At 31.6% G+C, this 19,849-nt stretch carries 19 protein-coding genes and 4 tRNA genes; 19 read left to right on the forward strand and 4 right to left on the reverse strand.

The features are described 5' to 3' along the window. Window positions 1–145: 145 nt before the first annotated feature. The 10 genes from F1592_RS00005 (at window position 146) to F1592_RS00050 (ending at window position 8,255) form a co-directional block, all read left to right on the forward strand. Window positions 146–221: transfer RNA gene (locus F1592_RS00005), tRNA-Val, on the forward strand. A 10-nt stretch (window positions 222–231) separates the two neighbouring features. Then, window positions 232–315, forward strand: a tRNA-Tyr gene (locus F1592_RS00010). Window positions 316–321: 6 nt separating this feature from the next. Continuing rightward, a tRNA-Gln gene (locus tag F1592_RS00015) sits at window positions 322–396 on the forward strand. 3 nt (window positions 397–399) lie between these two features. Next, window positions 400–472 (forward strand) — tRNA-Lys (locus tag F1592_RS00020). Between the two features lie 224 nt (window positions 473–696). After that, the gene (gene cdaA, locus F1592_RS00025; protein ID WP_011275189.1) at window positions 697–1,503 is read left to right on the forward strand and encodes a diadenylate cyclase CdaA; all 807 of its coding nucleotides are present in this window, start codon (window positions 697–699) and stop codon (window positions 1,501–1,503) included. A gap of 1 nt (window position 1,504) precedes the next feature. After that, entirely contained in the window at window positions 1,505–2,437 is a 933-nt protein-coding gene (locus tag F1592_RS00030; RefSeq protein WP_053017642.1) for a CdaR family protein, read from the forward strand. Between the two features lie 23 nt (window positions 2,438–2,460). After that, window positions 2,461–3,813 carry a phosphoglucosamine mutase gene (gene glmM, locus F1592_RS00035; protein WP_037538886.1) on the forward strand — a complete coding sequence of 451 codons (1,353 nt, stop codon included), beginning with the start codon at window positions 2,461–2,463 and terminating at the stop codon, window positions 3,811–3,813. Between the two features lie 668 nt (window positions 3,814–4,481). Then, complete coding sequence (gene glmS / locus F1592_RS00040; protein ID WP_037538885.1) at window positions 4,482–6,287, forward strand: glutamine--fructose-6-phosphate transaminase (isomerizing); 1,806 nt, start codon at window positions 4,482–4,484, stop codon at window positions 6,285–6,287. Between the two features lie 259 nt (window positions 6,288–6,546). Beyond that, window positions 6,547–7,329, forward strand: a complete 783-nt coding sequence (locus F1592_RS00045; RefSeq protein ID WP_037538883.1) for an ABC transporter ATP-binding protein — start codon at window positions 6,547–6,549, stop codon at window positions 7,327–7,329. A gap of 71 nt (window positions 7,330–7,400) precedes the next feature. Continuing rightward, the gene (locus F1592_RS00050; RefSeq protein ID WP_223197190.1) at window positions 7,401–8,255 is read left to right on the forward strand and encodes an HAD family hydrolase; all 855 of its coding nucleotides are present in this window, start codon (window positions 7,401–7,403) and stop codon (window positions 8,253–8,255) included. 56 nt (window positions 8,256–8,311) lie between these two features. Here F1592_RS00050 and F1592_RS00055 read toward each other — a convergent pair whose 3' ends face one another. Beyond that, window positions 8,312–9,430 (reverse strand): EscU/YscU/HrcU family type III secretion system export apparatus switch protein, encoded by a 1,119-nt coding sequence (locus tag F1592_RS00055; RefSeq protein ID WP_053017636.1) that lies wholly within the window; start codon window positions 9,428–9,430, stop codon window positions 8,312–8,314. Between the two features lie 131 nt (window positions 9,431–9,561). On the opposite strand from F1592_RS00055, the gene F1592_RS00060 reads away from it, so the two are divergent. Next, on the forward strand, window positions 9,562–10,293 hold the full coding sequence (locus tag F1592_RS00060) for a metallophosphoesterase family protein (protein ID WP_053017634.1): 732 nt from the start codon (window positions 9,562–9,564) through the stop codon (window positions 10,291–10,293). A 76-nt stretch (window positions 10,294–10,369) separates the two neighbouring features. On the opposite strand, the gene czrB is transcribed toward F1592_RS00060, so the two are convergent. After that, window positions 10,370–11,320, reverse strand: a complete 951-nt coding sequence (czrB, locus tag F1592_RS00065; protein WP_149809506.1) for a CDF family zinc efflux transporter CzrB — start codon at window positions 11,318–11,320, stop codon at window positions 10,370–10,372. After that, a complete protein-coding gene (locus F1592_RS00070) occupies window positions 11,313–11,642 on the reverse strand; it encodes an ArsR/SmtB family transcription factor (RefSeq protein WP_053017630.1) in 330 nt (109 codons plus the stop codon). Before F1592_RS00070 ends, czrB begins: the two co-directional genes overlap by 8 nt. 145 nt (window positions 11,643–11,787) lie before the next feature. On the opposite strand from F1592_RS00070, the gene F1592_RS00075 reads away from it, so the two are divergent. From F1592_RS00075 to F1592_RS00100, 6 genes are all read left to right on the forward strand, one after another. Continuing rightward, a complete protein-coding gene (locus tag F1592_RS00075) occupies window positions 11,788–12,444 on the forward strand; it encodes an SDR family oxidoreductase (protein WP_053017628.1) in 657 nt (218 codons plus the stop codon). 333 nt (window positions 12,445–12,777) lie between these two features. Beyond that, window positions 12,778–13,710 (forward strand): type I phosphomannose isomerase catalytic subunit, encoded by a 933-nt coding sequence (locus F1592_RS00080; protein ID WP_149809505.1) that lies wholly within the window; start codon window positions 12,778–12,780, stop codon window positions 13,708–13,710. A 53-nt stretch (window positions 13,711–13,763) separates the two neighbouring features. Beyond that, the gene (locus F1592_RS00085; RefSeq protein ID WP_037538865.1) at window positions 13,764–13,994 is read left to right on the forward strand and encodes a hypothetical protein; all 231 of its coding nucleotides are present in this window, start codon (window positions 13,764–13,766) and stop codon (window positions 13,992–13,994) included. 227 nt (window positions 13,995–14,221) lie between these two features. Beyond that, window positions 14,222–15,595 carry an EVE domain-containing protein gene (locus tag F1592_RS00090; protein WP_149809504.1) on the forward strand — a complete coding sequence of 458 codons (1,374 nt, stop codon included), beginning with the start codon at window positions 14,222–14,224 and terminating at the stop codon, window positions 15,593–15,595. Between the two features lie 190 nt (window positions 15,596–15,785). After that, window positions 15,786–16,181: a thiol-disulfide oxidoreductase DCC family protein gene (locus F1592_RS00095; protein WP_037538860.1), complete on the forward strand. Its 396-nt coding sequence runs from the start codon at window positions 15,786–15,788 to the stop codon at window positions 16,179–16,181. Window positions 16,182–16,420: 239 nt separating this feature from the next. Beyond that, window positions 16,421–16,864, forward strand: coding sequence for a Dps family protein (locus tag F1592_RS00100; RefSeq protein WP_029376676.1), 444 nt, complete (start codon window positions 16,421–16,423; stop codon window positions 16,862–16,864). A 73-nt stretch (window positions 16,865–16,937) separates the two neighbouring features. Here the strand turns inward: F1592_RS00100 and deoD are convergent, their stop codons facing one another. Next, a complete protein-coding gene (gene deoD / locus F1592_RS00105; protein ID WP_053017622.1) occupies window positions 16,938–17,648 on the reverse strand; it encodes a purine-nucleoside phosphorylase in 711 nt (236 codons plus the stop codon). 166 nt (window positions 17,649–17,814) lie between these two features. Between deoD and deoC the strand changes: the two genes are divergently transcribed. Together deoC and F1592_RS00115 are read left to right on the forward strand one after the other, a co-directional pair. Then, window positions 17,815–18,477, forward strand: coding sequence for a deoxyribose-phosphate aldolase (gene deoC, locus F1592_RS00110; RefSeq protein ID WP_053017620.1), 663 nt, complete (start codon window positions 17,815–17,817; stop codon window positions 18,475–18,477). Window positions 18,478–18,538: 61 nt separating this feature from the next. Then, window positions 18,539–19,840: a pyrimidine-nucleoside phosphorylase gene (locus tag F1592_RS00115; RefSeq protein WP_016931221.1), complete on the forward strand. Its 1,302-nt coding sequence runs from the start codon at window positions 18,539–18,541 to the stop codon at window positions 19,838–19,840. Window positions 19,841–19,849: the final 9 nt, after the last annotated feature.

The raw sequence follows: 19,849 nt of genomic DNA on the forward strand, positions 1-19,849 counted from the left end.
TCAGTGTTAGAGCTATCGGCTGTTTACAGATCTGTCGTAGTTTCGATTCCTACCTGCGTAGCCATGGCTCCTTGGTCAAGCGGTTAAGACAACGCCCTTTAACGGGGGTTACACGTGTTCGAGTCCCGTAGGAGTCACCATTATTGGAGAATTAGCTCAGCTGGGAGAGCATCTGCCTTACAAGCAGAGGGTCGGCGGTTCGAACCCGTCATTCTCCACCATTTATATGTCGGAGGGGTAGCGAAGTGGCTAAACGCGGCGGACTGTAAATCCGCTCCTTCGGGTTCGGCAGTTCGAATCTGCCCCCCTCCACCATTCTAATGGGCTATAGCCAAGCGGTAAGGCAACGGACTTTGACTCCGTCACGCGCTGGTTCGAATCCAGCTAGCCCAGCCATTAGAGCCATTAGCTCAGTTGGTAGAGCATCTGACTTTTAATCAGAGGGTCAGAGGTTCGAATCCTCTATGGCTCACTTATTAGCACTCCTAATCAGGAGTGCTTTTTTTTTATAAAATTAAATAAAAGTATTATAGAGTTTATCTATTTGAAGATTGATTATATTAGGAATAAATCATTAATCAATTGCTGATTAATTGAATAATCTACTTTTTTTAATACAATTTATTTGTTCATATGACAGTTGTAATTATCATTGGTATAATTATGACTATGGAAAATATATTCGGAGGAGATGCTATGGATTTTTCCAACTTTTTTGATAATCTTAGTACATTAAAAATTGTAACGAGTGTGCTGGATTTACTTATAGTATGGTATGTCCTTTATCTTCTCATAACTGTATTTAAAGGAACCAAAGCAATTCAATTACTTAAAGGTATTCTTTTTATTGTAATTGGTCAACAAGTGAGTAAAATTCTAAATTTAACTGCTACATCTAAACTTTTTGATATTGTAATTCAATGGGGTGTTCTTGCGCTTATTGTTATTTTCCAACCCGAAATAAGAAGAGCATTGGAGCAGTTAGGTCGTGGAAGCTTATTTAAACGTTATACTAATACATACAGTCATGATGAAGAAAAGTTAATTGAAGCAGTATCGAAAGCTGTTCAATATATGGCTAAAAGACGTATTGGTGCTTTGATTGTTTTTGAAAAGGAAACGGGATTACAAGATTATATTGAAACGGGTATAGCGATGAATTCTGAAATATCTCAAGAATTATTAATTAATGTATTTATACCAAATACGCCACTACATGATGGTGCAATGATTGTTCAAAATTCTAAGATTGCTAGTGCAGCTAGTTACTTGCCCTTATCAGATAGTGCTAAAATTTCTAAAAGTCTAGGAACTAGACATAGAGCTGCAGTGGGTATCTCTGAAGTTTCAGATGCATTTACAATTGTTGTTTCAGAGGAAACAGGTTCAATATCTGTAACTTTTGATGGTAAATTACGTAGAGATATCTCAACTGAGGTATTTGAAGAATTATTAGCCGAACATTGGTTTGGCACACGCTTTCAAAAGAAAGGTGTGAAATAAGATGCTAGAGAGTAAATGGGGTCTCAGATTTATTGCTTTACTATTGGCAATCTTTTTCTATTTATCAGTTAATAATGTATTTGGAAATATTTTTAGTAATGATAATTTATCACAAAATTCATCTAAAACAATTGAAGATGTACCTGTTGAGATAATCTATAATTCCAAAGATTTACATGTAACTAAAGCTCCTGAGACTGTTAATGTAACTGTTTCAGGTCCACAATCTAAATTATTAAAAATCGAAAACACCGATGATATCAAAGTTGCAGTGGATTTATCCAACGCTAAAGCCGGAAAATACAAAGAAGACTATATCGTTAAAGGCTTAAGTAATGATATTAATTACAATGTTAAACCTAAGCAAGCTTATGTTACTTTGGAAAATAAAGAAACTAAAACGATGCATGTTCAAGCAGATATAGGGAAAGATGATATAGACCCAAACTATAAAGTGAAAGACAGTTCTGTTGAGCCTAATTCTGTCAAAGTAACTGGAGGACGAGAACAACTTAAGAAAATCGCATATTTAAAAGCTACTTATAAAGAAGCTAACAAATTAAGTCAAGATACTTCTGATGTAGCAGATGTTACTGCTTTTGATAAATCATTAAATAAATTAGATGTTAATATACAGCCTAATGAAGTCAAATTAAATGTTACACTCCAAGAATATAGCAAGAAGGTTAAAGTTAAAATTAATAAAAAAGGCAGTTTACCTGATGGTGCTAGCTTGGAGGATATAACACTTGATGAGAATGAGATAGAGATTTATGGTAATAGAGATGATTTACAAGATATCAATGAGATAGAGGCAAATGTTAATCTTAATAATATAACTGAATCTACAGATCAGAATGTTCAATTAAATTTACCAGATAAAGTAAAGAAATCTGATCCAGATGAAATAACAGCACATATTAGCTTAAAATAACAAATTAAAAAGGAGTATTAATGATGGGAAAATATTTTGGTACTGATGGAGTAAGAGGAATAGCCAATAAAGAGTTAACACCTGAATTGGCATTTAAGTTGGGTCGTTATGGTGGTTATGTATTAGCACATAATGAAGGTGCTGACAGACCAAAAGTTTTAGTTGGTAGAGATACACGTGTGTCAGGTGAAATGCTTGAATCTGCATTGATTGCAGGATTAGCTTCAATTGGGGCTGAAGTTATGAGATTAGGTGTTATATCTACACCTGGAGTAGCTTATCTTACAAGAGAAATGGGAGCTGAATTAGGTGTAATGATTTCAGCTTCGCACAATCCAGTGGCTGATAATGGAATTAAGTTCTTCGGTGCAGATGGTTTTAAATTATCTGATGCTCAAGAGGAAGAGATTGAAACATTATTGGATCAAGAAAATCCTGATTTACCAAGACCAGTAGGAACAGATATTGTACATTTTTCTGATTACTTCGAAGGTGCTCAGAAATATTTAAGCTACTTAAAATCAACTATTGATGTTAATTTAGAAGGATTAAAAATCACACTTGATGGTGCAAATGGTTCTACATCAGCACTAGCACCTTTCTTATTTGGAGATTTAGAAGCTGATACTGAAACAATTGGCTGCAGCCCAGATGGTTATAATATTAATGATAATTGTGGATCAACTCATCCTGAATTATTAGCTGAAAAGGTTCTTGAAACTGAAAGCGACTTTGGTTTAGCATTTGATGGCGATGGTGATCGATTAATTGCTGTTGATGAAAAAGGTAATATTATTGATGGTGACCAAATCATGTTTGTTATTGGTCAAGAAATGCATAAAAACCAAGAATTAAACAACGATATGATTGTTTCTACTGTTATGAGTAATTTAGGCTTCTATAAAGCTTTAGAAAACGAAGGTATCAAATCTAATAAAACAAAAGTTGGAGATAGATACGTAGTAGAAGAAATGAGAAAAGGCAACTACAACCTTGGTGGTGAGCAATCTGGACATATTGTTATGATGGATTACAATACTACAGGAGATGGCTTATTAACTGGTGTTCAATTAGCTGCTGTTATTAAAATGAGTGGTAAACCTTTAAGTGAGTTAGCTGCTCAAATGAAAAAATATCCGCAATCTCTAATCAATGTTAAAGTTACAGATAAGCATCATGTAGAAGAAAATGTAGATGTTAAAAAAGTGATGGATGAAGTAGAGACTGAAATGAATGGTGAAGGTAGAATTTTAGTTAGACCTTCAGGTACAGAACCATTAGTTCGTGTAATGGTCGAGGCTTCAACTGATGAAGATGCGCAACGTTTTGCACAGCGAATTGCTGATGAAGTTCAATCTAAAATGGGCTTAGAGTAACCAATTTAATAAACCAACTTTCGTTTCCCTTCAAAGTTTACATTTAATGTGTAAGTTTGAAGGTTTTTTTAATCTTTAATTAACGGTTCTCATTAAAGCGCTTTCATTTAATTGGTTGCGATATTGTTCGGTAATAATTTAATAATTAGAAACAATTATTATGTATTTTAGAAGATTACAAAAGATATTTATTTTAAATTTTTACTAAAAAGGTCGGAAATTGTTTGCATTCATTTATCTGAAAAGTGTAAAATAAATAATATTGGAAGGAGGATAGTTCAAAATTAATTATAAAGCGCCAGGGCAAAATATAAGTGTACCTATAATCAAAAGTTAAATATGAGAGCTTTTGTAGGGCAATTTATTTCTTTGCAGACGAGGTGAATAGTCATCGAAAATATCGGCGGATGCTATTCCGGATGAGGCTCATTCGTTAGCTTATTATTTAAAACATTTAGGTAACTAAATGCACAAAAATAATAAGAATGCCTAAAATTTATAAAATCTTAGAAATATAATATGGCTTTAATGGGTAAATACATTAAAGATAAAACATTAATAATAAATAGAATTGTTAATAAAATTACTAATGTTTAAAAACACTTTACCTTTTTAAATTTTATATAACAGATAAAATTTTCAAGCTATATTTAACGGAGGAAAAATTTATGTGCGGAATTGTAGGATATATTGGATATGATAATGCAAAAGAATTGTTATTATCAGGATTAGAAAAATTAGAATATAGAGGATATGACTCAGCTGGTATTGCAGTTGCAAACGATAATGGGACAACTGTTTTCAAAGAAAAAGGTCGTATTGCAGAATTAAGAAAAGTTGCTGACAACAATGACACTGATGGTCACGTTGGTATCGGTCACACACGTTGGGCTACACACGGTGTACCAAGTACAGTGAATTCACATCCTCATCAATCTAATAATGAACGTTTTACATTAGTTCATAATGGTGTAATTGAAAATTATGAAGAATTAAAAAGTGAATATTTATCAGATGTAACATTCCAATCTGAGACAGATACAGAAGTTATTGTTCAATTAGTTGAACACTTCTCGAATAAAGGTTTAGAAACTGAAGAAGCTTTCTCTAAAGTAGTTTCTTTATTACACGGTTCATATGCATTAGGCTTACTTGATAATCAAGATAGCGATACAATCTATGTAGCTAAAAACAAATCACCTTTATTAGTTGGTGTTGGAGAAGGCTTTAATGTCATTGCATCAGACGCATTAGCTATGATTAAAGTAACGAATGAATACAAAGAAATTCATGACCATGAAATTGTTATTGTTAAAAAAGACAGTGTAACTATTAAAGACCTTGATGGCAATGTACAAGATCGAGACACTTATACTGCTCAAATCGATGCTTCAGATGCTGAAAAAGGTATCTATGATCACTACATGCTTAAAGAAATTAATGAACAACCAGCAGTTATGCGTCGTATTATTCAAGAGTATGAAGATGAAAATGGCGACTTAAAAATTGATCCTGAAATTGTTAAAGATGTTGCAGCTGCAGATCGTATATATATCATCGCAGCAGGAACAAGTTATCATGCAGGTCTAGTTGGTAAAGAATACTTAGAAAAATGGGCTGGTGTACCTACTGAAGTACATGTAGCTTCTGAATTTGTTTATAACATGCCACTATTATCTGAAAAACCATTATTCATTTATATTTCTCAATCAGGTGAAACTGCTGATAGCCGAGCAGTGTTAGTTGAAACTAACAAATTAGGTTACAAATCATTAACAGTTACAAATGTGGCTGGTTCAACATTATCACGTGAAGCAGATCATACATTGTTATTACATGCTGGTCCTGAAATTGCAGTTGCTTCAACAAAAGCATATACAGCTCAAATTGCTGTTTTATCAATCTTATCTCAAGTTGTAGCTAAAGCACATGGTCGAGATAATGATATTGATTTATTGAGAGAATTAGCTAAAGTAACAACTGCAATTGAAACAATTGTAGATGATACTCCAGTAATGGAACAAATTGCTAAGGATTTCTTAGAAACAACGCGTAATGCATTCTTCATCGGACGTACAATGGACTATAATGTAAGTCTTGAAGGCTCATTAAAATTAAAAGAAATTTCATATATTCAAGCTGAAGGATTCGCTGGTGGAGAACTTAAACATGGTACAATTGCATTAATTGAAGACGGCACACCTGTAATCGCATTATCTACACAAGAAAAGGTTAACTTATCTATTCGTGGTAATGTCAAAGAGGTAGTAGCACGTGGAGCAAAACCATGTATTATCTCTATGGAAGGTTTAGAAAAAGAGGGAGATACTTATGTAATTCCACATGTACATGAGTTATTAACTCCGCTTGTATCTGTAGTTACATTACAATTAATTGCTTACTATGCAGCACTACACAGAGGATTAGACGTAGATAAACCTCGTAATTTAGCTAAATCAGTTACAGTTGAATAGTTCGTTTGAATTTTGAGCCGGGGTAAAATTTAATAAGGTTAGACAACGTTGAAATTGAAGTGGCTAACTTAAATGTGAAAGCGTTAATAGCATGCTTTTCTCTAATATAGTTACCCTAGTGGGAGCAAGATGTTAAATTCATTAAGAATTTGATCTTGCTCCTTTTTTTATTTGTAATACTAATTTATAAAATATACAGTCTGTTATTTTGAAAAATTATCTGAATTATCTTACAATTATCGTATTGTGAGGTGATACTATGCTAATTTCAATGAATAATGTACGTCGATATAGAAGAGGTAAACATATATTAAACGGTATTGATTGGAATATTAAAAAAGGGGATAAATGGATATTATATGGTTTAAATGGTGCTGGAAAAACAACTTTATTAAATATTCTAAACGCTTATGATTCAATTACAAGTGGCAACATAGTCCTTTTTGGTATGACACCTGGAATTGTTGGATATTCAGCAGATAATGTGAGACAACATATAGGTTTCATTTCAAACAAGCTCACTAATCAATTTCATGATGGAGAGCATGTGATAGATGTGGTATTAAGTGGCTATTTTAAATCTATTGGCCTATACAAAACATTCAATCAACAACAATTGATAGAGGCGCAGAAGCTATTAAAATTAGTCGGCATGGCAGAATTTGAGAATGAATACCTCGGTTATTTATCAACTGGACAACAACAAAGGGTTATGATTGCACGTGCGCTTATTAGTAATCCAGAATTATTAATTTTAGATGAGCCAGCTTCAGGCTTAGATTTTTTAGCGCGTGAAACACTATTGGAAGTATTAGAAACTTTATCACATGAGCGACCTGAAATTACTATCATTTATGTGACACACTTCATTGAGGAAATCATACCAATATTTGATAAAATTTTTATTTTAAGTAAGGGCGTGAATTTTGCACAAGGAAATATTGATGATGTTTTAACTAATAAGACGATGTCATCTCTTTTCAATAGAAATGTAGAAGTTGTGAATTATAAAAATCGATTTTCTTTACACATGATAGGGTAATCTCGTTGCACATTTCATCAAATAATGCCACAATTTTAAGAAAGACACGTAAAGGAGAAGGCTACATGACATTGAATAATATCAAAGCGATTTTTCTAGATATGGATGGAACAATTTTACATGAGGATAATAAAGCTTCAATTAAAACAAAATCAGTTATTGATGAATTACGAGAAAAGGGATATAAGGTATTTTTAGCAACTGGTCGCTCATATACAGAGATTAATCAACTTGTACCTCCTCAATTTGAAGTTGATGGAATCATCAGTTCTAATGGTACGAGTGGAGAAGTAAACGGTGATAATCTTTTCATGCATAGTTTATCAAGTGAAAGTGTTAAACGAATCGTATCTTTAGCACAACAGCAAGAAATATATTATGAAGTTTTCCCATTTAATGGATCAAGAATTGCGCTAAATGAAGATAAAACATGGATGCAAGAGATGATTAAAGGTGATACGCCTCCAAATCATGTAAGCGAAAGTGAATGGAAATCAAGATTAGATGCAATGTCTGGTAAGATTGATTGGAAAGAGGACATACCTGAAGATGACTATGCTAAAATTTATTTATTTACGCCAAACTTAGAAAAAATAACAACTTTTAGAGATGAACTTATTCAAAATCAAGTGCTTTTAAACATTAGTGTTTCTAATTCATCAAGATTTAACGCTGAAACTATGGCATATCATACCGATAAAGGAACGGGTATTAAAGAAATGATAGAACACTTTAATATTAAACAAGAAGACACGCTTGTAATAGGGGATAGTGATAATGATAGAGCTATGTTTGCATTTGGTGGTTATAGCGTCGCAATGAAAAATGCACGACAAGAAATACAGGAAATTACTAATGAAGTGACACAATTCACTAATGAAGAAGATGGGGCTGCATTATTCTTAGAAAGCAAATTCCTAAAATAAAATTGTTGAACATAAAAGGTGGAACCCTTATTTAATTGGGTTCCACCTTATTTGTGTTATTTATCTTTATTGAAATTATGACTTGCTTCATCTTTGGCGTTCTCAGCTTTTTGTTTAACATTGTTTGTAACATTATTTGAATGTTCTTCAACATTGTTTTTAGAAGATTGATGAGTATTGTCAATTTTTTGTTGATTACTCAATGTGTCATTTTTATGAGTTACGCTTTTATCTTTATTTTTGTGCTTTTTCTTCTTCTCGTTAGTAGTATTATTTAATTTTTCACCACGTTTTAAGAAGTACTGAACTGCACCCATTATAAGAACAAAATAAAGGATTAATCGTAATACAACAATAATTACTTGTGCTACATATAGAATGACTGTAGCAACTTTTTGAGACATGTTTCCAGTTGTTACAGAAAGAATTGTACCAAGTGGTTGAGTAATGATAATAATAATTAAATTTATTAAAAGAACAGCTATAAAGAATTTAAACCAAGTTTTATGGCCATTTCTAATACCTCTAAAGCCATCTTTAAAGTGAGACATGGCACTATAGTTAGATTCTCTTACTAATGAAACAGTATAATTAATCATTAAAATGAAAAAGAACCATGATACGATTGATGTAATTAATCCAATAATAATTAAAATAATGATTTGAATTGTTAGTAAAATGGCAATTGCATTATCAGATGAACTTACAGCTGACTGTAATGATGTAAATATAGGTGTTAATGCTAAATTAAATAAATAATTTAATGCCATTATAATTAAGTACATCACTATAAATAGGCCAATTGAGATTAATGATAAAATTAAACTCTTACCATATTTACCTTTTTTGAATGCAACAAATAAGTCATTGAAATGAACATCTTCTCTTGAAATTGCTTTTGCAATAACATTAATTGCACCTGCTAGTAATTGATAACCTGCAAATATAAAGAATAATAATCCCAATAATAAAGCCAGGATCATAATAATTAAATACGGACCCGATGATTGTTGTAATTGCGCTGCTAGTTGCATTTGCATGAAATATTGCATAAAGAAAGTTCTAGCAACAGCAAAAACCGCAAATACTACAATGAAACTAACGATACTAAACAAAATCGTCTTAAGAATTTGCGGTTTAGCATTTTTTAATGCCAAACTATGATATTTGAACAAATATAAGCACTCCTTTACTTTAATATAAATACAATATCAAAATTTATACTTTTTTTAAAATAATATCTAACATATTTGAAGATTAAGTGTTAAAATATGCTAATGATTAAATTTTGAAAGGAGATATCATCATGAAATTCGCGATTATTACAGATGTGCATGGTAATTTCGATGCATTACAAACTGTCTTAGATGATATTGATAATAGAGAAGACATCGATAAAATTTACAATCTCGGGGACAATATCGGAATTGGTCATGAAACAAATAAAGTACTCGATACAATATTTGATCGTGATGATATGGAAATTATAGCTGGTAATCATGATGAAGCGGTTATGTCATTAGTAAATAACACGCCTTATCCTGAAGATTTGAAGGATAAATTTTATGAGCATCATCAATGGATAGAAAGTCATATGGATGAAGATTACTATGACCAACTTAATTTATTACCTAGATATATCGAAAAAACTATTTGTGGAAAAAAATTACTATTCATTCATTATGAAATTGAGAATCAAAAATTGGAGACTGGCATTGAAGGACAGCCGTTTAGTCCAATTACTGAAAATAGTAAAGACAATATTATTGAATTATTTAAAGATAAAGAGGCTGATTTAATTGCATTTGGCCATAATCATCAAATGCATTTATATGATGATAATAAAACAATTTATTTTAATCCTGGCGCAGTAGGTTTAAACAATGGAGCCAATGCCGTCTACGGTATTGTAACGATTAATGATAATGAGTTTTCAATCGAAAGAATTAAGCTACCTTATGATAATGAAGAATATTTACAAGGGTTTGATGAAAAACAAGTGCCAGCGAAGCAACTCATTTTTGAACATTTTTTATAAGTTGTAAAAAACAGGGGTTAGACAGAATTCAACTCGAATTCAACGTCTAACCCCTGATTAATTTAAATAAGTTATACTAATGTGAGTGTTGATGCATAACTCCAGAACATAAAATTGATTCGTCATGTTGATGTTTTGGTGTTTCTAATTGAATCGTCATATGTTGTATATTAAGATTTGCTAATTCATGTTCTATTTGTTTAAGTAATTGTTCACAAGCCTCTATCGTAAGTGATTTATCTACTACTGCATGACAACTTAATGCATTCATATCATTAGAAATAGTCCAAACATGATAATCATGTACATTTTGTATTTCCTCATGACCCATTATTGTATAGATGACTTGTTCTAAATCTATGTCAGAGGGCGTGCCTTCCATTAAAATATTAATAGATGATTTCGTAATTCCGTATGCACTTTTCAAAATTAGCAGTGAAACCACTATACTCGCAATAGGATCTGCAATTATAAAATTAAATGTCCATATGAGTATTGAGGCAATAATTGCACCAACAGACCCTAATAAATCTCCTAGTACGTGAATAAACGCACCACGCATATTTAAATTGTGATCGGTATCTCCGCCTTTAAACATAATAAGTGCTACTACGATATTAACTATTAAGCCTACTAAACTAATAATAAACATTTCTGTTGATTGAACTTCAGGTGGTGAAAAAAATCTTTTAATTGCTTCAACGATAATAACTATACTAATAACAAATAAAGTGACGCCATTAAACAATGCAGCTAAAACTTCAAAACGTTTATAACCAAATGTTTTACTAGATGTGGCATTCTTTTCAGCATAAATAAATGCAATAAGGGCAACACCTAGAGAAACTGTGTCGCTGAACATATGTAGTCCATCAGATAATAATGCTAAACTATTAGCAATAAAGCCACCTACAATTTCTATCACCATGAAAAGCCCAATAATAATAAAGGAAATGGCTAAAATTTTTTTATTATTAGTGTGTACATGTGAATGGTTGTGTGAATGTGTATGAGAATGATTAGTCATTTGAAAATTCACCTCTTAGATGTTTCGTATGATGAATGGCTTGTTTCAATAGGGTTGAAACATGTTGATCATCAATTGAATAGATTTTTGATTGACCCTGTCTTAAGGACTTAACAAGTCTAGCTTGTTTAAGAATTTTAAGTTGATGAGAAACATTAGACTGGCTCAATTTTAGCGTATGTGTAATATGACCAACGCTAGATTCCTCTTGCTCTAACAATAAAAGAATTCTTAATCTATTTGTATCACTTAGTGCTTTAAAAATTTCAGTAGTCTGTATTAAGGTAGCATCTTCGTTCCAATTGTTTAAAGGTACATTCAAATAAATCACCTCTTATATATATATGAATATATGTTCATGTATTAATTTAATATACATGATTGACTATGTCAAAAATGACTTACGTTTTAATTTTTATTTAAGTGGTAAATTGATGGAAGTAGAAATATGAAGGAGGACGATTTGAATGAGTTTATTAGTTATAGGTGCTAACGGTGGAGTAGGTTCTAAATTAGTAAAGCAACTAAAAGAAGATCAGGTAGATTTTACAGCTGGTGTACGTAAAAACGAACAAATCGAAACATTAAAGCAAGATAATATTAAAGCAACTTTAGTTGATGTAGAAAAAGATAGTATTGAAGACTTAACTGAAACATTTAACGGTTATGATAAAGTTTTATTTACTGTGGGTTCCGGAGGCAGTACAGGTGCTGACAAAACTATTATTGTAGATTTAGATGGTGCGATCAAGACAATTGAAGCTAGTAAACAAGCAAATGTTAAACATTATATTATGGTGTCAACGTATGATGCTCGTCGTGAAGCATTTGATCCAAGCGGTGATTTAAAACCATATACTATTGCTAAGCACTATGCTGATGAACACTTGAAAAATTCTGGATTAAATTATACGATTGTTCATCCAGGTGCGTTAGAAGATAAAGAAGGAACTTCTAAAATAGAGACTGATTTATACTTTGATGGAAGAGGTTCTATACCTAGAGAAGATGTGGCATCTGTGTTAAAAGAGGTTGCTTTATCTGAGAATAAATTCATAAATAAAGAATTCCAAGTTATTACAGGTAATCAATCAATAAGCGAAGCATTGTCTTCATTTGAATAAATGAGTTGTTTAAAGATAATCATTGACTTAAAAAATGCTTTCATTAAACTTTAACTAATAGTAAATATTTCAGTTGTAGTGGGATAATGAATTCTAATTGAATTCTGTCCCACTTCTTTATGTGTTTTATCATTTAAATAATTTCTATTAAAATAGAGATAAAGTTGATATAATAAAGATACGAATGGTAACACATGTGATGTTAAATAATTATTTTGAATATAATTACACTTTTACATAATTAACGTTTAAGTTTTATACATATAAATCAGATATTATCATTTACTTTAGAAATAGAGAATATAGCCTTAAATGGTTTTAGGGGGTGCAACTATGCCATTATTTTTAAAGCCTATTTTTTTCGAAAAAATTTGGGGCGGTAATAAATTAACTCAATTCAATTATGATATACCTAGTGAATCCACAGGAGAATGTTGGGGGATTTCTGCACACCCAAATGGAAAGAGTATGATCCTTAACGGGCCTTATGCTGGACAAACATTAGACCAAGTTTGGACGCAACATAGAGAATTGTTCGGTGATTTTCCAAGCAAAGATTTTCCGTTATTGTGCAAAATAGTTGATGCGAACGAGCCGCTATCGATTCATGTTCACCCAGATGATTCTTATGCTTATGAATTTGAAAATGGGCAATATAGCAAATCAGAATGTTGGTATATTATTGATGCAGAAGAAGATGCTGAAGTTTTAATTGGTACTACGGTTAACTCTAAAGAAGAACTGGAAAATCAGATTAACCAAGATAATTTCTTGGAATCTTTAAAAAGAGTTAAAGTACAACCTGGGGAATTTTATTTTATTCCTGCTGGTACTATACATTCAATCGGTTCAGGTATAACTGTATATGAAACAATGCAATCTTCAGATATTACATATAGATTATATGATTATAATAGACAACGTGAAAATAGTTCTTCATTAGATGTTGATAAAGCATTAGATGTTATTCAATATTCTCAAGAACTACCTAGTATCGTTCCTGAAAATGAAATTATTGAAAATCATAAATGTAGTCACATTGTGTCTAATGATTTCTTTACAATGGTTAAATGGGAAGTTAGTGGGACATTAAATTATATGAAACCTAGAGAATTTTGTCTTGTTTCAGTTTTAAATGGTGATGGACAAATTATTATTGATGGAGAAATCTTCAAGATTCAAAAAGGTTCCAATTTTGTGCTGACTTCAGAAGACTTAGATAGTGTCTTTGAAGGAGACTTTACACTAATCATTAGTTATATTTGATTTTTATAGTTCGTGTTATAAATGATTCATTGTATTAAAGAGGAGTGTGAATATTGAAACAGTTTTTATATATCTCTTTAGTATGTGGTGTGATAGCTGGGGCAGGTGTTTTTTTCAATATGCCACAATATCCTTCACTTGTTATTCCTAGAGTTGTTGCTATATTAGGTATTATAAGTGCAGTTATTACCATTAAAGATAAAGATTTAAGTGGATTACTAAAACTTGGTGGCATCATGATCAATCTAATGCCATTATTAGGTAGTTTACTAGCACCTCATTAAATTAATGTATAGGGGAATATTTAGAATTATTTATAATGGATTCTGAATGTTCCCCTTTTTAGCAACTTATTAAATTGAGATAAAATACTAAAAAAAATTAAACATAAATAACGACGATATGTTAAGATTTATAGCATAACTTAATAAACATAGCATTTAATTAAAATACAAAGAAATCAATTAAAATACATAATAACTTTCAAGAATTAATTTAAAGGAGACCCACAATGGAAGAAGAAGTAAATTACTTTTGGCTTAACTGTGGCTATACTAGATGGAATCACAATGAACCGTTAGTAGGTCAAACAACATTATTTGAATCTGGAGCTCAATTCAACCCTACTCAAGGTTTTAGAGCCTTCAAAAAGGCTAAGACAGGGGATCAAGTTATATTTTATCAAGTCCAAACAGATACCGGATTACTTGGTATTGGAGAAATTATTAGTGTTCAAACAGGTGCTCAAAATAAAATTAGAGTTGAATTTAAATTTAATGAACTATTAAAACCACTTACAACTGATTATTTAAAACGTAGTGAAACGCTTGATTTTCGTATGAATAATATGCGTGAAACTTTAATCAATCAATTAACTAAAGAAGAGTATGAATTAATTGTTTCACTAGGTAAAGGTGAATTGAAACTTCCACGTTATTTCTTCCTTTCTGAAACTGAGTCATTTGAATCAGGAGAATATTATACTATTTATACTCATACGTATAACGGCATTAAACGTAATGGATATCATTTTTACAATCAGTTAGAAATAGGAGATAATCTTATCTTCTATAATAAATATGAAAATCAATCAGTGGTAGGTATTGGAGAAGTTTTTCGACATATTCATGAGAAACCACCTATTCCTGGGAGAACAAATAGTACTGCCATTGAAATATATTATGATAAGCATATTACTCCAGTGACATTAGGTGCATTAAATAAACATCCTAAATTAAAAAATCTTTATTTTTTACAAGAAAATGCGAAACAGGCCATCGCAAGCATGAGTCAAACTCAATACGATGCTATTATTGAAATGAGTAATAATGATGGCGTGAAAACACCTTTTGAAACAATTAAAAAAACTGAAATTGATTCAGCTAGTCATGATGAGTCATTAAAACCTTTTATATTGTTGGTTGTAGAACAACGAGAAGAAGGATTGAAAGCGGCAAATAATTTATTACAAAAGACAAATGCAAATCCTGTAATAACTAGTGGACATCCTAATTTTACAGAGGACATGCTATATGGTAAATATTTACCAAATGAAACTGGTGCCCTATACTATCGCGAAGGTTTTATCACTCAATTAATGCCTAAAAATGATAAAAGTTATTTAGTCATCGATAATTTTAATAGAATTGATCCTGACATTTTCCAAACTTACATCAATGTGTTAGAAGGATATGAAGTAACATTACCTAGATATAATAAAGAGGGACAAATGGTAAAATGGTCAAGAGAAAAAGATTCATTCTATCATTTTAATCCGAACTGGCATATTATTGGCGTAACTTACGACCGTCTAGAAGATATAAAACGCAAATATTCAAATCAATTTCTTAAATATACAAGAATTGTAAAAGTAAATCATGAATAACTTAAGATAACTAAACCTGAGACGTTTTACTATGTCTCAGGTTTTTAATTTTATTATTATGGCTTTAACATTATGTATCAAATTTAAATCATTCATAGTTAAAGGCATGCTATGCTATGGACATTTTTAGTGTTTAATGTATGGCATAGAATGGAATATTAATAATAAGACTTAGAGGAAGGTGAAAGAAATGCCTATTATTTATTACGATGGTAATTGTGTTTATTGTTATAACTATTGCATTTGGTTAATACAGAATGGACTTCCTAAGAGTTATGAATTCGCAACTTTAAAAGGGGAATCAGGGCAACACTTATTTGAACAACATCCAGAAGCATTAAATAAAAATAGCGTGATTTTACAACGTGGTCAACATTTAGAGTTTAAATCCAATGCGATTGCTAGTCTTATCATGACTACAACGAATTACAAGTGGTTAGGATTGTTAATTAAAGTTATTCCACGTCAAATAAGAGATCTAGCGTATAATTTATTTGCAAATAATCGAAATAGGATGTGGAAGACGCATTGGCATAAACCAAATGAATATGAAAAATCCTTTTTCATAGATGATAAACGCATCTAATTGATAAAATATTATCGTAATTGATAATTAGAGGTTTGTTTGTAAATATATATTATTTTAGTTGCTGATGCAAATCACTTTTCAAATACTGATATATAAGTTTTAATAGTTAATAGGAAAAGGTAGTTATAAAAATCAGTGCAAAAAATGTTAAGCATAACCATTTACAGATTATAATAATTATAATATAATAATAATTGTAATAAAGAGAAACTAATTCAGAAGTACAAGGAGAGAATATAATGAGTCAACAAGATGTAGTAAAAGAATTAAATCAACAAGTTGCAAACTGGACTGTAGCGTATACTAAATTACACAATTTCCATTGGTATGTTAAAGGACCTAATTTCTTCTCATTACATGAGAAATTCGAAGAGTTATACAATGAAGCTAGCCAATATGTAGATGACTTAGCTGAACGTATTTTAGCAATTGGTGGAAATCCAGTAGGTACATTGAAAGAAAGTCTTGAAATTTCTATCGTTGATGAAGCGGGTAAAAATTACTCAGCTGAACAAATGGTTGAAGCATTCTCTAATGATTTAACTCATATCTCAGAGCAATTAGTTAAATCTATAGAAGTAGCTGGAGAAGCTGGCGATGATGTTTCAGAAGATATGTTCATCGGTATGAAAAATTCTGTTGATAAACACAATTGGATGTTCAAATCATATTTAGTTTAATTAATCATATAAAAAGGTGCTTGAGATTTCATTATCGTCTCAAGCACCTTTTATTATCTATTAGAATTTGATATTACTCGGCGATTTCCAATGCTATTTCCATCATTTGAGTAAATGAATTTTGTCTTTCTTCAGCTGTAGTTGCTTCGTCTCTTAGAATATGGTCACTAACTGTAAAAATACCTAACGCTTTTTTACCAGCATTAATTGCATTCAAGTATAAACCTGCTGATTCCATTTCTATACCTAATATACCCATTTTTTGCCAATTATCATTGAATGTTTTATCAGCATTGTAGAATGTATCTGAAGATAAAACATTACCTACATGGCTTACTGCTCCTATTTCATCTGCTACATTTTTAGCTTTAGTGATGAGTTCATAGTCAGCTATTGGAGCAAAGTGACCAGGTATATTAAATTGATCAACATAATTAGAATTTGTAGATGCTGCTTGAGCAATAATGACATCATATAAATTTACATTCTCTTGTAATGCGCCACATGAACCTACGCGAATAATAGTATCAACATCAAAGAAATTATATAACTCATAAGAATAAATACCGATACTTGGTATTCCCATCCCTGATCCCATTACAGAAACGTCTTTTCCTTTATATGTACCTGTGTAACCAAACATATTTCTAACTTCATTAAATTGTTCAACATTTTCTAAAAAGTTATCAGCAATATATTTTGCACGTAATGGATCGCCAGGCATTAAAACAGTCTTTGCGATTTTTGTTCCGTTAGGTTGAATATGAGGTGTGCCATTTGTCATTAATATCTTCTCCTTATCATGATTGTTAAGATTAAGATAACATTTGTTTAACTTTTTTGCGAATTTTTGTACTATAGAAATGAGAGGACTATATTAATTTAAATAGTTAATATTCCAATTAGATGGAATATCATTTAAATTTAACAACATATTGGAGGAAACTACTATGAATTATGCTAAATTTATTGATCACACATTATTGAAACCTGAATCTACACGTCAACAAATCGATCAAATTATTGATGAAGCCAAAGAGTATAACTTTAAATCTATTTGTGTAAATCCTACACATGTAAAATATGCAGCAGAACGATTAAATGATTCTGATGTATTGGTTTGTACCGTTATAGGTTTCCCACTTGGTGCTAATACAACTGCTACTAAAATCTTTGAAACTGAAGATGCCATAAAAAATGGCGCATCTGAAATTGATATGGTTATCAATATCGGCGCACTTAAAGATGGAAGATTTGAAGATGTTCAAAAAGACATTGAGGGCGTAGTTGGAGCAGCAAATGGAAAAACAGTAAAAGTGATTATTGAAACTGTGCTTTTATCAGATGAAGAAAAAGTTAAAGCAAGTGAATTAGCGAAAGCAGCTGGTGCTGATTTCGTTAAAACATCAACTGGTTTTGCTGGGGGAGGCGCTACACCTGAAGATGTGAAATTAATGAAAGATACGGTGGGAGACGAATTAGAGGTTAAAGCATCAGGTGGCGTTCGCAGTTTGGAAGATTTCAACAAAATGATTGATGCAGGTGCTACGCGTATAGGTGCGAGTGCAGGTGTTCAAATTATTCAAGGCTTAGAGTCAGATTCTGATTATTAATAATGCAATTAACGTAACAGCACACAGATACAACAGCTTATTTTGAGAGGGGTTCAGAATTATGAGAATGGTAGATATTATTGAAAAAAAACGCGATGGTAAATCATTATCAAAAGAAGAAATTGAATTCTTTATCAAAGGTTACACGAATGGGGATATTCCAGATTATCAGGCATCGAGTTTAGCTATGGCTATCTTTTTCCAAGATATGAATGACGAAGAGCGTGCAGCATTAACTATGGCAATGGTTAATTCAGGTGATGTGATTGACTTATCAAAAATCAATGGTATTAAAGTTGATAAGCATTCAACAGGAGGCGTTGGTGATACCACTACATTAGTATTAGCGCCTCTAGTGGCAGCAGTGGGTGTCCCAGTAGCCAAAATGAGTGGTCGTGGCTTAGGACATACGGGTGGAACAATTGATAAATTAGAATCAATAAAAGGATTCCACGTTGAAATCTCTGAAGAGGATTTCATTAAACTTGTTAATGAAAATCAAGTTGCTGTTATTGGACAGTCAGGTAATTTAACTCCAGCTGATAAGAAACTTTATGCATTGAGAGATGTAACAGGGACAGTTAACTCAATTCCTTTAATTGCATCATCTATTATGAGTAAAAAAATTGCTGCGGGTGCTGATGCTATCGTCTTAGATGTTAAAACTGGTAACGGTGCTTTCATGAAAACATTAGAGGACGCTGAAGCGTTAGCACATGCTATGGTTAGTATAGGGAATAATGTAGGTAGAAATACAATGGCTATTATTTCTGACATGAGCCAACCACTTGGTCGAGCAATTGGTAATGCTTTAGAATTGAAAGAAGCTATTGATACATTAAATGGTAAAGGACCAGAAGATTTAACTGAACTTGTATTAACACTCGGTTCTCAAATGGTAGTTCTAGCTAATAGAGCAAATACACTTGAGGAAGCACGTCAATTATTAAATGAAGCAATTGAAAATGGTTCAGCTTTAGAAAAATTCAAAACATTTTTAGAGAATCAAGGTGGCGATGCCTCAGTAGTTGATGCGCCTGAATTATTACCAACAGCAACATATCAAATCGAGTATAAAGCTCAATCAAGTGGCGTAGTTTCAGAACTTATTGCTAATGAAATTGGTGTTGCTTCAATGATGTTAGGTGCAGGGAGACAAACTAAAGAGGATGAAATAGATTTAAGTGTTGGGATTGTATTAAACAAGAAAGTAGGAGACGTTGTTAAAGAGGGAGAATCTTTATTAACCATTCACAGTAATCGTGAAAATGTTGACGACGTTATTAAGAAACTTGATGAAAGTATTGAAATTCAAGCACAAGCAACAACACCAACATTAATTCATAAAATAATTACAGAGTAGGAGTGTTAA

The sequence above is a fragment of the Staphylococcus sp. GDX7P312P genome, from assembly GCF_008385775.1.
Classification (GTDB): Bacteria; Bacillota; Bacilli; order Staphylococcales; family Staphylococcaceae; genus Staphylococcus; species Staphylococcus haemolyticus.